At 71.7% G+C, this 14,294-nt stretch carries 10 protein-coding genes; 9 read left to right on the top strand and 1 reads right to left on the bottom strand.

From position 1 onward, the window contains the following. Positions 1–41: 41 nt before the first annotated feature. From ACWGR4_RS26240 to ACWGR4_RS26205, 8 genes are all read left to right on the top strand, one after another. Entirely contained in the window at positions 42–1,712 is a 1,671-nt protein-coding gene (locus tag ACWGR4_RS26240; RefSeq protein WP_380003854.1) for a PucR family transcriptional regulator, read from the top strand. Positions 1,713–1,971: 259 nt separating this feature from the next. Then, positions 1,972–3,435: a uracil-xanthine permease family protein gene (locus tag ACWGR4_RS26235; RefSeq protein ID WP_126641861.1), complete on the top strand. Its 1,464-nt coding sequence runs from the start codon at positions 1,972–1,974 to the stop codon at positions 3,433–3,435. Between the two features lie 46 nt (positions 3,436–3,481). Next, a complete protein-coding gene (locus ACWGR4_RS26230; protein ID WP_380003853.1) occupies positions 3,482–4,399 on the top strand; it encodes an FAD binding domain-containing protein in 918 nt (305 codons plus the stop codon). Next, a complete protein-coding gene (locus ACWGR4_RS26225; protein ID WP_452128716.1) occupies positions 4,396–4,950 on the top strand; it encodes a (2Fe-2S)-binding protein in 555 nt (184 codons plus the stop codon). Before ACWGR4_RS26230 ends, ACWGR4_RS26225 begins: the two co-directional genes overlap by 4 nt. Beyond that, positions 4,947–7,376 carry an aerobic carbon-monoxide dehydrogenase large subunit gene (gene cutA / locus ACWGR4_RS26220; RefSeq protein ID WP_452128715.1) on the top strand — a complete coding sequence of 810 codons (2,430 nt, stop codon included), beginning with the start codon at positions 4,947–4,949 and terminating at the stop codon, positions 7,374–7,376. The genes ACWGR4_RS26225 and cutA overlap by 4 nt, the downstream gene beginning before the upstream one ends. A 15-nt stretch (positions 7,377–7,391) precedes the next feature. Next, positions 7,392–8,054 (top strand): SRPBCC family protein, encoded by a 663-nt coding sequence (locus tag ACWGR4_RS26215; RefSeq protein WP_452128714.1) that lies wholly within the window; start codon positions 7,392–7,394, stop codon positions 8,052–8,054. A 30-nt stretch (positions 8,055–8,084) separates the two neighbouring features. Then, entirely contained in the window at positions 8,085–8,984 is a 900-nt protein-coding gene (locus tag ACWGR4_RS26210; RefSeq protein WP_380003847.1) for a carbon-nitrogen hydrolase family protein, read from the top strand. Between the two features lie 105 nt (positions 8,985–9,089). Continuing rightward, the gene (locus tag ACWGR4_RS26205; protein WP_452128713.1) at positions 9,090–9,707 is read left to right on the top strand and encodes a YciI family protein; all 618 of its coding nucleotides are present in this window, start codon (positions 9,090–9,092) and stop codon (positions 9,705–9,707) included. Between the two features lie 12 nt (positions 9,708–9,719). Here ACWGR4_RS26205 and ACWGR4_RS26200 read toward each other — a convergent pair whose 3' ends face one another. Then, positions 9,720–10,502: an isoprenyl transferase gene (locus ACWGR4_RS26200; RefSeq protein ID WP_126641854.1), complete on the bottom strand. Its 783-nt coding sequence runs from the start codon at positions 10,500–10,502 to the stop codon at positions 9,720–9,722. 320 nt (positions 10,503–10,822) lie between these two features. Between ACWGR4_RS26200 and ACWGR4_RS26195 the strand changes: the two genes are divergently transcribed. Next, positions 10,823–14,294 (top strand): AAA family ATPase (locus ACWGR4_RS26195; protein ID WP_452134249.1); only part of this gene is annotated, 3,472 nt, incomplete at its 3' end.

The following is a 14,294-nucleotide window of genomic DNA, read 5'->3' as shown; positions in this document are numbered from 1 at the left end:
ATTCGCGTAATCTGCCAAGCCCTGGCGGAGGCCCCGGCGGGGTGCGAACCGCGAGTACCGGCACGCTCGTTCGCGGCGTCCCCGTCCGCGACGTGCTCAGCCTCTCCAGCCTGTCGGGCGCCGAACTGATGGCCGGCGAGCGCGGCCTGGACCGCGTCGTGCAGCGACTCAACGTGATGGAGGTCCCGGACATCCTGCCGTGGACCAAGCCGCACGAACTCCTGCTGACCACCGGATACCCGCTGCGCGAGACCCCGCAGTCCCTGTGCGACCTGGTCACCGCGCTCGAATCGCGCCGGCTGGCCGCGGTCGGCATCAAGCTCGGCCGCTACCTCGACGAGTTGCCCGCCGACATGCTGGCCGCCGCCGACCGGGTCGGCCTGCCCATCATCCGGCTGCCCGACGACGTCGCCTTCGACGACATCCTCAACCAGGTGCTCACCGACATCCTCAATCGGCAGGCCGCGGTGCTGGCCCGCTCCGAGGAGGCGCATCGCGCACTGGTCAGCGTCGTCCTCGCGGGCGGCGCCCTCGAAGCGATCACCGACGAGCTCAGCCGCCTGCTCGGCGGCACCGTCATGGTCACCACCCCCGACGGCCGGCTCCTGGCGTCCTCCGAATCCGACAACGAGGGCGAGACGGCGCGGCAGACCGCCACCACACGCCGCGCGCTGTTCGACGCCTCCGGCCGCTTCCGCGTCGAGCGCTTCAAGCACGGCGCCGGCGCCCTGGAGGATCCCGGTACCGGCGTGGCGCTCGTACCGATCCTGGCCGGCGCCCTCGACCATGGTCGGGTGGTCCTGATCTCCGCCGGTCGTACCCTTGACGAGAGCGACATCCAGGTGCTCGAACGGGCCGCGGCCACCGCCGCCCTCGTGATCACCAAGGACCTCGCGGTCGCCGCCGTGGAGAGCAAGTACCAGGGCGACTTCATGCGCGACCTGCTGGCCGGGCGGGCGGGCGATCCCGCGCACACCGTGCGGCACTGCGCCTCACTCGGCTGGGCCATCGACCGCCCGCTGATCGTGGTGGTCGCCCAGCTGGAGCCGGGCGAGAGCCCCGACCCCGACTCCGACGATCTACGGCCCGCCCACGAGCGGTTCGCCACCGCCTGGGGCATGGTCGTGCGCGAGCGCGACTCGCGCGCGGCGGTGGTGGGCTACAGCCAGGAGGTGGTGGTCGTGATGGGTGCCTCCCAGCGCACCGCGCCCGGCGAGACGGTCCGCCAGATGGTCACCCAGGTCTCCGGCGACGGCGGCGGTGGACGCCGGTCGTTCTCCACCGGGGTCAGCCGCGTGGTCACCGACCCGGCGCTGCTCCCCGAGGCGTACGAACAGGCCCGCCGCGCGGCCAAGGTCGGCCGCCAGATGCACGGCCCGGGCGGCATCGCCGACTTCGACAGCCTGGGCGTCTACCGGCTGCTCAGCCTGGTCCCCGACTCCGCCGAACTGACCAGCTTCATGCGGGAGACCCTCGGCGAACTCGCGAGCCGCGAGGACGAGGAGACCACCGATCTGCGCACCACCCTGGAGGTGCTCCTGGACACCAACCTGAACGTGGCCGAGACGGCCCGGATCCTGCATTTCCACTACAACACGCTGCGCTATCGGATCGGCAAGCTGGAACGACTGCTCGGCGCGTTCACCACCGACTCGCATCTACGGCTCAACATCATGCTGGCGCTCCAGGTGCGCCGCATGCGCGGGCTGTAGCGCGGCGCGCACGTACGGAGAAAGCCTTGGTCGTTCATCCATACGCCGACACACGACGGCAACAAACCTTGGGTGAATTCCACAACACCACCGGGCGAGCTCTGTCACCTATCACCCAAGCCCCGGTGACGGACCCGTCCATAACCTTCCCCCAACCTCGTGGCGAGACCGGCGGACTCCACCGGATCGCGCTCACCGTGCCGGGTCGTGCGACAACGAATCGCCCTCGCACCCCCCTACGCCTGGAAGGCGGCTGAACATGGCACTCGGCTTGGGATGGAAGCTCTACGGGGACGGCAGCACCCCACCTCCGGGTGAGGTCGTACGCCCCGACGAACGGCTCTCGTGGGGTCGGACCATCGGTCTGGGAGCACAGCACATCGTCGCGATGTTCGGCGCGACATTCGTTTTCCCGGTGATCATGGGCCTGGACCCGAACCTGGCGATCATGATGTCGGGTCTGGCCACCGTGGTCTTCCTGCTCGTCGTGCAGGGGAAGATCCCCAGCTACCTCGGCACCAGCGCCGCGTTCGTCGGCGCGGTCACCACGATCCGCGCCTCCGGCGGCTCCAGCGCGACGGTCACCGGCGCGATCCTGGTCGCCGGCGCCGTACTCGCGCTCGCGGGCGTGCTGATCCACCTGCTCGGCGCCGAAGTGGTCAACAAGGCCCTGCCGCCGGTGGTCACCGGCGCCGTGGTGCTGCTGATCGGCTTCAACCTGGCCCCCGTGGTGGCCAAGACCTACTGGCCCCAGGACCAGTGGATCGCGATCCTGACGATGACCGCGGTGATCGCGATGACCGTGCTGCTGCGCGGCTTCTGGTCGCGCATCGCGATCTTCCTCGGGCTCGTCTTCGGCTACGTGTTGTCGTGGCTGTTCGACAAGGGGTTCGGCCAGATCACCTCGGTGCAGCCCGGACAGCACGACGGCAAGGAGTTCGCCCACGACCGGGTCGACTTCTCCGGCGTCACCTCGGCCGACTGGTTCGGCATGCCCTCCACGCACGCCCCGGACTTCAAGACCTCGGCGATCCTGGTCGCGCTGCCCGCGGTGATCGCGCTGATCGCGGAGAACGCCGGCCACGTCAAGGCGGTCTCCGAGATGACCGGCGCCGACCTGGACGGCAGCCTGGGCAAGGCGATCACCGCCGACGGTGTCGGCACCATGATGGCCAGCGCCGTGGGCGGCTCGCCGACCACCACCTACGCCGAGAACATCGGCGTGATGGCCGCCACCCGGGTCTACTCCACGGCCGCCTACTACGTGGCCGCAGTCGTCGCCGTGCTGTTCGGCCTGTGTCCGAAGTTCGGCGCGCTGATCGCGGCCACCCCGGGCGGGGTGCTCGGCGGCATCACCGTCGTGCTCTACGGCATGATCGGCCTGCTCGGCGCCAAGATCTGGATCGAGAACAAGGTCGACTTCGCCAACCCGATCAACCTCGTCCCGGTCGCGGCCGGCGTGGTCATCGGCATCGGCGGCGTCGCGATCAAGTTCAACGACGACTTCGTCATCGAGGGCATCGCGCTCGGCACCATCGTGACCCTGGTGGTCTACCACGCCCTGCACGCCCTGGCCCCCGCGCACATGCGCGACCCCAAGGCCCCCGCCGACGTCGAACTCGAGGGCGGTACCGCGCTGTCCCTGGGCACCGTGGAGGAACACCCGCCCGGCGGCAAGCCGTTGGCCGGCAGCAGTGCCGCGCCCCCACCGCCGCAGAGCTGACCCACCCACCCGCACCACCGCACGCACCACCTGGAGGGGACGACACGTGAAGCCGCCGGCATTCCGATATCACGCACCGACCGACCTGGCCGAGGCCCTCGACGCCCTCGCCGAGGTCGGCCACGACGGAAAGGTCCTCGCCGGCGGCCAAAGCCTGATCCCGATGCTCAACATGAGACTCGCCGCCCCGGCCCACCTGGTGGACATCAACGGGCTCAGCGAGTTGGCCTACGTCCGCACCGACCCCGGCGGCGTCGCGGTGGGCGCGCTCGCCCGGCACGCCGAGGTCGAGGCGGACGAGGCCGCACACGCGGCGGTCCCGCTGCTGCGCCAGGGCCTGCGCCTGGTCGCCCACCCGGTGATCCGCAACCGCGGCACCACCGTGGGCAGCCTCGCGCACGCCGACCCCTCCGGCGAGATGACCGCCGTACTCGCCCTGCTCGGCGGCTCGATGACGCTCGCCCGCAAGGGCTCGACCCGCACGGTCGCCGCCGAGGACTTCTTCGTCGGCCCGCTGGAGGCCGCCATCGAGGAGGGCGAACTCGCCGTCGCCGCCTACTTCCCCCGCCTGCCGGGCCGCACCGGCACCGAGTTCGTCGAGATCGCCCGCCGGCACGGCGACTACGCGATGTGCGGGGTCGCGGCGGCGGTCACCGTCGACGACGACCTGCGCATCGTCTCGGCCCGCGCCGCCTACCTCTCGCTCTCCCCCGTCCCGCTCGTGCTCGACCTCACCGACGCGCTGATCGGCCGCACCGCCGACACCGCCGTGTGGCAGGACGCGGCGACGCTGGCCGCCGGGAGCCTGGAGCCCGAGGGCGACATCCACGCCACCGCCGAATACCGCGCCCAACTGGCGGGCGTACTCACCGTCCGGGCACTGCGCACCGCCACCGAGCGCGCGGCCCTGGTCGACCCCAACGGCACCACAGGCACCACCAGCACCGAGCGGAGCGCCCGATGACCGAGACGCAGATCCCCACCGAGCAGCGGCTCGACATCCGGCTGAGCGTGAACGGCGTACTGCACACCACCACCGTCACCCCGCGCCGGCTGCTCTCCGACTGCCTGCGCCACGACCTGGGCCTTACCGGCACCCACGTCGGCTGCGAACACGGCGTCTGCGGCGCGTGTACCGTGCGCATCGACGGCAAGCCGATGCGCGCCTGCCTGATGTTCGCGGTCAGCGCCCAGGGCCACGAGATCACCACCGTCGAGGGCCTCGCCGAGCCCGACGGCACCATGCACCCCGTACAGCAGGCGTTCCGCGAGTGCCACGGCCTCCAGTGCGGCTTCTGCACCCCCGGGTTCCTCACCGTCGTCTCCGCCTTCCTGGAGGAGAACCCGACGCCCACCGAGGAGGAGGCCCGTGAGGCGGTCTCCGGCAACCTGTGCCGCTGTACCGGCTACCAGAACATCGTCAAGTCCGTGCTGCGGGCAGCCCAGATTTCCCAAGAAGGCAAGATCACCGAGGAACGCAAGGGCTGCGCGCACGCCGAGGGGGACGCCCGATGACCACCAAGATGTTCGGCGCACCGGTGCAACGCACCGAGGACCTGCGCCTGTTGGTCGGCAACGGCCGCTACCTCGACGACCTGGGCGAGGGCGCCTACGAGGCCGCGTTCGTGCGCAGTCCGCACGCGCGGGCCCGGATCACCGGAATCGACGTCACCGGCGCGCTCGACGTCGACGGCCTGATCGCGATCTACACCTACGAGGACCTGGCCGGCCGGGTCGCCGAACCGCTGCCGCTGCTCATCCCGCACCCCGCGCTCACCCACGGACGCACCGCGTATCCGCTGGCCAAGGAGTTCGTCAACCACGTCGGCGAGGCCGTGGTGATGGTGGTGGCCACCGACCGCTACCTCGCCGAGGACGCGTGCGAGCGGATCACCGTCGAGTACGAGGCGCTGCCGCCGGTGGTCGGCATCGAGAACGCGTTCCGCGCGGACCGCCTCGTGCACGACGACGTGCCGGGCAACTGCGCCGCGCACCTGGTCCAGGAGGTCGGCGACGCGCCGGCCGCGATCGCCGCCGCGCCCAACCGGCTCGAACTGAAGCTGGACATCGAGCGCAGCGCGTGTATGCCGATGGAGGGCCGGGGCGTCTACGCCCGCTGGGACGCGGCCGACGAGAGCCTGCGCGTGTACACCTCGACCCAGACCTCCACGGGTGTCCGCGCCGCCGTGGCGGCCAAGTTGGACCTTCCGCTGGACCGGGTCGAGTGCGTCACCCCGGACGTGGGCGGCGGCTTCGGCGTCAAGATCGTGCACCCGTGGCCCGAGGAGATCCTGATCCCGTGGGCGGCCCGGCTGCTCGACCACGAGGTCAAGTGGACCGAGGACCGCCGCGAACACTTCATCTCCGCCGCCCACGAGCGCGGCCAACTCCAGACCGTACGGGTCGGGTTCGACGACGACGGCCGACTGCTCGGCCTGGACGTGGAGATCCTGCACGACAACGGCGCGTACACCCCGTACGGGATCATCGTGCCGATCATCACCTCGACGCAGCTGCTCGGCCCGTACAAGCCCGGCGCGTACCGGGTCGACTTCCGCAGCCTGTACACCAACACGGTGATAGTCACCCCGTATCGCGGCGCGGGCCGCCCGCAGGGCGTGTTCGCGATGGAGCGGGCGATGGACGCGATCGCCGACCGCCTGGGCAAGGACCGCACCGAGGTGCGCGCGGTCAACTTCATCCAGCCCGACGAAATGCCGTACGACCACGGGCTGTTGTTCCAGGACGGCCGGCCGCTGATCTACGACTCGGGCGACTTCCCCGGCTCGCTGGAGGCGCTGAAGAAGCTGGTCGGCTGGGACGAGTTCGAGGCGTACCGGGCGCAGGCGCGCGCCGAGGGCCGCCGGGTGGGCATCGGCGTGGCGTGCTACGTCGAGGGCACCGGCGTCGGCCCGTACGAGGGCGGCCACGTCCAGGTCGAGACCACCGGCAAGGTCGTCGTCGCCACCGGCCTGACCAGCCAGGGGCAGGGCCACCAGACGGTGTTCGCGCAGATCGTCGCCGACGAGCTGGGCGTGCCGATCGAGGACGTCACCGTCACCACCGGCGACACCCGCCGATTCCCGTACGCGGTGGGTACGTTCGCCTCGCGCGCGGCGGTGATGAGCGGCAACGCCATCGCGCTGGCCGCGCGCAACGTCAAGGCCAAGGCGCTGCGGATCGCCGGCGAGGCGCTGGAGGCCGACCCGCGCGACCTGGAGATCGTGGACGGCCACGTGCGGGTCAAGGGCAGCCCCGGCGCGTCGGTCGCGCTGGGCACCGTGGCGGTGTTGTCCAACCCGCTGCGTTATGCGTTCGACGAGGCGTCCAAGGCGGCCACCCAGCTGACCGGCAAGGCCGACTTCTCCAAGCCGCCGGTCGCCGAGGACGACGAACCGGGCCTGGAGGGGCGCGACTACTACTCGCCGCCGACCGCGACGTTCGCCAACGGGATGCACGCGGTGATCGTGGAGACCGATCCCGACACCGCCGAGATCCGCATCCTGCGCTACTGCGTCGTGCACGACTGCGGGCACCTGATCAACCCGATGATCGTCGAGGGCCAGGTGCACGGCGGCGTCGCCCAGGGCGTCGGCGGCGCGCTGTACGAGCGTATGGAGTACGACGAGCACGGGCAGTTGGTGAACGCGTCGTTCATGGACTTCCTGATGCCGTACGCCAGCGAGGTCCCCAAGATCGAGATCGACCACCTGGAGACTCCTTCCCCGCTCAACCCGCTCGGCATCAAGGGCGCGGGCGAGGCGGGCGTCATCCCCGCGGCGGCGGTGTTCGCGTCCGCGATCGAGGACGCCGAGGGCTTCCCGATCACGCGGATGCCGATCCAGCCGTCCGAACTCTTCCACCTGCGCAAGCGGTTCGCCGCCGGCGAGATCCCGGCGCTGCGCCGGGGCGCCGACCATGCCGCCGGCACCCACCGTTAAGGAGCACGACCCAGCATGAAGGTCCAAGGAAACGCCATCCTGAACGCCCCTGCCGACAAGGTCTGGGCGGCGCTGAACGACCCGGCCGTGCTCACCCGCACGATCCCCGGCTGCGAGAAGCTGGAGGAGACCGGCCCCGACGCGTACCGGATGACGGTGACGATGGGCGTCGCCTCGATCAAGGGCACCTACCTGGGCAACGTGCAGCTCACCGACCAGGTACCGCCGGGCTCGTTCATGCTCAAGGCGTCCGGCTCGGGCGGTCCGGGCACGGTCAGCGCCGAGGTGAAGGTGACGCTGGAGGACATCGACGGCGGCCGGACGCGGTTGGAGTACGACGCAGAGGCCGTGGTCGGCGGCGTGATCGGCGGTGTCGGGCAGCGCATGCTGACCGGGGTCGCCAAGAAGACGGCCGGCGAGTTCTTCAAGTCGGTGGACAAGATCCTGACCGGGCAGACGCCGCCGACGGCCGCGCCGAAGGGCGGCGTGCCGGCCGCGGTCAACGGAACTCCCGTGGTGGCGGCGGCGGATGGCGGCGCGGTCGCGGCTCCGGCGGGTACGTACGCGGCCCCGGCGTCCGCCTTCTCCGGCGACGACTTCGCCAAGGGCGCGCTGTTCGGAGCGGCGGTGGCGCTGCTCGGCGCGATCGTCGGCGGCGTGATCGCGCGTCGGCGCTGATCCGGTTCGTTTCGGGAAGGGAGCGACAACATGCGTGCGTTCACGGCCGCGGCCGTTCAGGTCGTGCCTCGCCCGGGGCCGCTCACCGCGGCGGTGGTCGAGGCGAACATCGCCCACGCGTTGCAGTGGGTGACCCGCTGCGTCGAGTCGACCGGCGCGGAGTTGGTGGTACTGCCCGAGAGTGTGACCACCGGCTTCACCCCGGCGCTGCCCGCCGAGGAGTTGTGGGACCTGGTCGACGCCGTCCCGGGCAGGCTCACCGAGCCGTTCCAGGAGCGGGCCCGGGAGTTGGGCGTGCACCTGGTGTGGGGTACGTACGAGCGCGGCGCCGAGCGCGGCGAGGTGTACAACTCGTCGGTGCTGGCCGGTCCGGACGGGCAGGTGCTCGGCGTGTACCGCAAGACCCACCCCTTCGGCCCCGAACTGCGCTCGCGCGGTGGGTGGGTCACGCCCGGTGAGCACGTCAGCGTGGTGGAGACCGACCTCGGTCGGATCGGCATGATCATCTGCTTCGACGGCGACTACCCGGAGCTGAGCCGGATCCAGGCCGTGCAGGGCGCCGAGGTGATCTGCCGTCCGTCGGCGCTGCTGCGCTCCGCCGACCTGTGGGAACTCACCAACCGCGCGCGGGCGTACGACAACCACGTCTACGTCGTCGGCGCCAACGCCACCGGCAGCGACCCGGCGGGCGTGTTGTACTTCGGCAACTCGATGATCGTCACGCCGGGCGCCGAGGTGATCGCGCGCGGGTCCTCACACGAGGGTTGGGTCTCGGCCCGGCTCGACCCGGAGCGCGCGTTGGCGTCGCTGACCCCGGGTTCGAGCGTGCCGCAGGTGTTCGACCACCTGGCCGACCGCAACCTGGACCTGATCGCCAACTACGCGGACGACCTGGTGCGTCCGGCGAAGACGACGTTCCCGCACGGGTAGGCGGGACGGGCGGTTGCCACGAACGACCGACGGGCCGGCGGGGTTGCTCCCCCGCCGGCCCGTCGCGCGTAGCATGCATGGCGACACCGCACGGGGGGATCCGACATGGAGTACCTGTTCTACTGTCGCGACCGGCCGGGGACTCGCGCACTGCGCGACGAACTCCTGGAAGCACACTGGGCGTTCATGGACCGCTACGCCGAGGGCATGATCGCCCGGGGGCCGACGTTCGCCGCCGACGGGCAGACGGTGACCGGCAGTGTGCACATCGTCGATCTGCCGGATGCCGACGCGGTCCGGGAGTTCGCCTACGACGAGCCGAACCACCGGGCGGGCGTGTACGAGCCGGAGGTGCTGATCCGCCGGTGGGGCAACACGCTGGGCCGGAAGATGTGGGACTTCACGGGCGGTTCGCCCGCCGGGCCGCGCTTTTTGCTCCTCGCCCACGCTCGGCCCGGCAGCACGGCGGCCCGGGACGCGCTGCACGCCGAACAGCGCCGCCATCTGTTCGACGGCGAGCACGCCGGATCACTGATCGTGTGCGGGCCGCTGCTGTCCGAGGACGGTGCGCGGTGGCTGGGCACCGCGATCCTGGCCGAACTCCCGGACCACGCGACGGCGCAGGCGCTGCTCGGGCGGAGCCCGTATGCGCGGGCCGACCTGTACGCGAGCATCGAGGCGCACAGTTGGTGCTTCGGCGGCCGGGATCAGGACGACGACTGATCGGCTCGGCCGCTATTTGCCGAAGCGGCGTTCGCGGGTGGCATACGAGCGCAGTGCGCGCAGGAAGTCCACGTGCCGGAAGGCCGGCCAGTAGCAGTCCACCCAGTGCATCTCGGCGTAGGCGGACTGCCAGAGCAGGAAGCCGGACAACCGCTGCTCGCCGGATGTGCGGATGATGAAGTCGGTGTGGGCGGCGGTCGGCGAGTACAGGTGCCGCGAGATGTCCTCGATCTCGAACCGCTCGACCAGCTCGGCCGGGTCGCCGCCGGCCGCCATGTGCTGCTCGAACGCGCTCTTGACCGCGTCGACGATCTCCCGCCGGCCGCCGTACCCGACCGCGACGTCCACCCTGAGCCCGCCGCGCCCGGCCGTCGCGGCGGTGGCCTCCTTGAGCACCCGGGCACCGGCACCGGGCAGCATGTCCAGCGAGCCGATCACCTGGACCTCCCAGGAGCGGCCCTCGGCGGTGATGTCCCGGACGGTCTCCTCGATGATCTCGATCAGCGGGCCCAGCTCCTCGGCGGGCCGGCCGAGGTTGTCGTCGGAGAGCATGAACAGGGTCACGTGCTCGATCCCGGCGGCACTGCACCAGCCCAGGAACTCGGTCACCTTCGCGCCGCCGGCGCGGTAGCCCTCCCGCACGTCGGAGTGTCCCGCCTTGCGCGCCCAGCGCCGGTTGCCGTCGAGCATGATCCCGACATTCTGCGGACGCGGCAGCCCGACCAGGGTCGAGGCCAGCCGGCGCTCGTACACCGCCTCGATCGGCCGTCGAATGAACAGCGGGAGCAGCTTCATGACCTTCTCCGTCGCATCACGTCGTGGCAGCCTCGGCGGACCCTACCAGGGGGTTACCTCACCCGCTTCGCCAAGCGTCCCCAAAGCCGTTACCACACAGGCTACTTGGCCGGGTGCCACACCCGAGGACGCGCCCGGGGCCACTGTAGTGCATGTGTCACATATAGGACCATTACGGTATATCGGCTACTCGCCATCCGGTGCCATTTCGACCGGGCGAACCACACGCCCGCCGGCCGCGGCGCGGGAACCCTTGTGTTCGGCGGGTGGGGCCGGTCGGTGCCTGGCAGGCTGGATTGCCTGCGGACGAGGGGGCACGGGTGGGCGTGGGGCGTGCGGTGGTGGTGGGGATCGGGCGTTTCGAGGCGGACGCCTCGGGTGAGGAGGTTCCGGTCGGCGGTTCGGCGTGGGCGGAGTTGCCGTTCGTGGACGTGGTGATGCCGCGGGTGTCGGCGGCGTTGGAGCGTCTGGGGTACGCGACGCGGGTGCATCGGGACGTCGGCTCGGCGGCGTTGCGTGCGGCGGTGGCGGGAGCGATCGGAACGGCGCGGGTGGTGTACGTGGCCTCGCACGGGAAGGCGAGCGGTTCGAATCCGGGGCGGGTGGACGTGGTGCCGGCGGACGCGCGGGTGGGGCACGGGACGAACGCGGCGCAGTGGGTGGACGACGCGCAGGAGTGCGGTGTGGCGACGTTGTTCCTGTTCGATCTGTGCCGGTCCGGTCGGGCGGCGGCGCTGCCGCACCTGGTCCACGGTTCGCATGCGCCGGCCAACGCGTGGGTGATCGCCGCGTCGGGCAGCGGCGAGGACGCGTACGACGGGCGGTTCAGCCTCGCGTTGGCCGAGGTGTTGGAGGAGCTCGCCCGGACCGGGTTGGACACCGACCCGGCGCGCTCCCACGTCCCGTTCTCGACGGTGACCCGGCGGGTGCGCCGGCGGGTGGAGCGGATGCCGGGGCCGGTGCAGAGCGTGCAGAGCACCGCGATGGTCCTGGCCGAGGACGAACCGGCGTTGCCGTTCTTCCCCAATCCCTTCCACGATCCGGCCGCGGCGAGCGTGGCGGATGTCGATCCGGCGCTGCGCGTCTTCCTCGCCCCGGGTGACGCTCGGCACTTCGCCGACAAGGCCGGTACGCAGTTCACCGGCCGGCGCTCCCAGCTGCGCGCGCTCGCGCCGTGGCTGGACGACGTCGACGCGGGTGGTCTTCGGGTGGTGGTGGGCAATCCCGGGGTGGGCAAGTCGGCGTTGCTGGGCGCACTTGCGTGTGCCGCGCACCCCGAGCTGGTCCCGGTCGCGCCGCACGTGCGGGCGCGGTTGGCCCGCGATCCGCAGGGCTGCCCCTCGGTCAACGACCGATTGGCGGCGGTCCACGCCCGCAACCGCACCACCACCGAGGTGTTCACCTCGATCGCGCGCCAACTCGACCCCGCCACCACACCGGACGAACCGCTGGACGCCGCCGGGCTCACGAGCCTGCTCCTCGGCGCGGGCGAGGTACCGGCGGTCGTCGTGGACGCCTTGGACGAGGCATCGGACCCGGTTGGGTTGTGCGCGGAACTGGTGCGCCTGGCCGGTACGGTCCGCGCCGATGGCCGCCCGGCAGTCCGCCTGCTGGTGGCCACCCGTCCTTGGCCGCAGTTCGCCGCGCTGTTCGACCTGGCGAAGGCGGCGGGCGGCCTGGTGGACCTGGACGACGCCGACCCCGACGAGGTCCGCGCCGACGTCGCGGACCACCTGGCCGGCATCCTCGCGACGACGCCCGGCTACGCCCCGCCTCGGATGCGCGCGATCCGCGAGCGCCTGGCGCGCGCCGTCGCCGATCGCCTCTCCCCGCCCGGCGGGCAGCGGGCGCAGTGGGGGGCGTTCCTGGTGGCCGGGATCTTCACCCGACACCTGGCGCGAATACCCGCCCCGGACAGCGTCGAAGCGGCCGTGAGGCTGGGCTCCTCCGTCCCCACGACGCTTCCCGCCGTCCTCGATCTGGACCTGGCCGCCCACCCCCACGGCCGCGACATCCGCGCCATCCTCGCGGCCACGGCCCTGGCCCGCGGAGAGGGCATGCCCCTGGAGGTGGCCCTGCCGCTCGCCGGCCTGTTCGCCGACCTGGACCCCGAACGCGCACGCATCCTCCTGCCCGACGCCCTGTTCTACCTGCGCGCCACCCCCGACACCGACGGCACCCTGCTCCACCGCCTCTTCCACCAGGCCCTGGTCGACCACCTCACCGACCCGTCCACCACTCCCACAGCCGACGACGTCCTCGACCACCTCCTGGCCACGCACACCACCCACGACGGCCACGTCCGCGACTGGGGCACCGCACCCCCCTACCTCCTGCGACACGCCCTCAAGCACGCCGAGGCCGCCGGCCGCCTCGACGAACTCCTCGCCGACAGCGAGTACCTGGTCCACGGCGACCCGGCCGCCCTCGTCCCCGCCTTCCCCCACGCACACACCGACGATGCCCGAACGGCCCGGGCCGTCTACCGCACCTCCATCGGCCGGCACCGGCACACCGACCCCACCACCCGCCGCCGCATCCTCACCCTCGACGCGGCACGCCACAACGCCGCCCCGCTCGTGACCGCCTTCACCGACAGGACCCACGCGGGCACGTGGACGGCGGTCGCGGCAACGGGCGGGCACCTCAACCCGGCGTGGCGCGACACCCTCACAGGACACACCGGCTGGGTGAATGCGGTGGCGTGCACGGTCGTGGACGGGCGACCGATGGCGGTGACCGGCTCCGACGACCGCACGGTGCGGGTGTGGGACCTGACCAGCGGCCGGCCACGCGGCAGACCCCTCACCGGACACACCGACGCGGTGCGTGCGGTGGCGTGCACGGTCGTGGACGGGCGCCCCGTCGCAGTAACCGGCTCCGACGACCACACGGTGCGGGTGTGGGACCTGACCAGCGGCCGGCCACGCGGCGAACCCCTCACCGGACACACCGACGCGGTGATTGCGATGGCGTGCGCGGTCGTGGACGGGCGACCGGTGGCGGTGACCGGCTCCGACGACGACACGGTGCGGGTGTGGGACCTGACCAGCGAACAACCACGCGGCAAGTCCCTTATGGGACCCACCGGCTGGGTGCTTGCGGTGGCGTGCACGGTCGTGGACGGGCGACCGGTGGCGGTGACCGGTGCCGGCGACTGCACGGTGCGGGTGTGGGACCTGACCAGCGGCCGGCCACGCGGCGAACCCCTGACCGGACACACCGACGCGGTGATTGCGGTCGCGTGCACGGTCGTGGACGGGCGACCGGTCGCGGTGACCGGCTCCCGGGATCACAGCGTGCGGGTTTGGGACCTGTTCAGCGAACAACCGCGCGGCGAACCCCTGCCCGGACACACCGGCTGGGTGAATGCGGTGGCGTGCACGGTCGTGGACGGGCGACCGATGGCGGTGACCGGCTCCGACGACCGCACGGTGCGGGTGTGGGATCTGATCGGAAACCGGCCGCGCGGCGAACCCCTCACCGGACACACCGGCTCGGTGATTGCGGTCGCGTGTGCGGTCGTGGAAGGGCAACCGGTCGCGGTAACCGGCTCTTTCGACCTCTCGGTGCCGGTGTGGGACTTGACCAGCGGTCAGCCGCACGGCGAACCTCTCACCGGACACACCGGCGCGGTGATTGCGGTCACGTGCACGGTCGTGGACGGGCGTCCCGTCGCGGTGACCGGCTCCAGCGACTGCACGGTGCGGGTGTGGGACCTGACCAGCGGCCGGCCACGCGGCGAACCCCTGACCGGACACACCGGCTTGGTGAGAGCGGTGGCGTGCACGT

Source organism: Embleya sp. NPDC055664 (assembly GCF_053618075.1).
The sequence above is the reverse complement of the archived record's forward strand: the minus strand, read 5'-3'. Positions and strand labels throughout refer to the sequence as shown.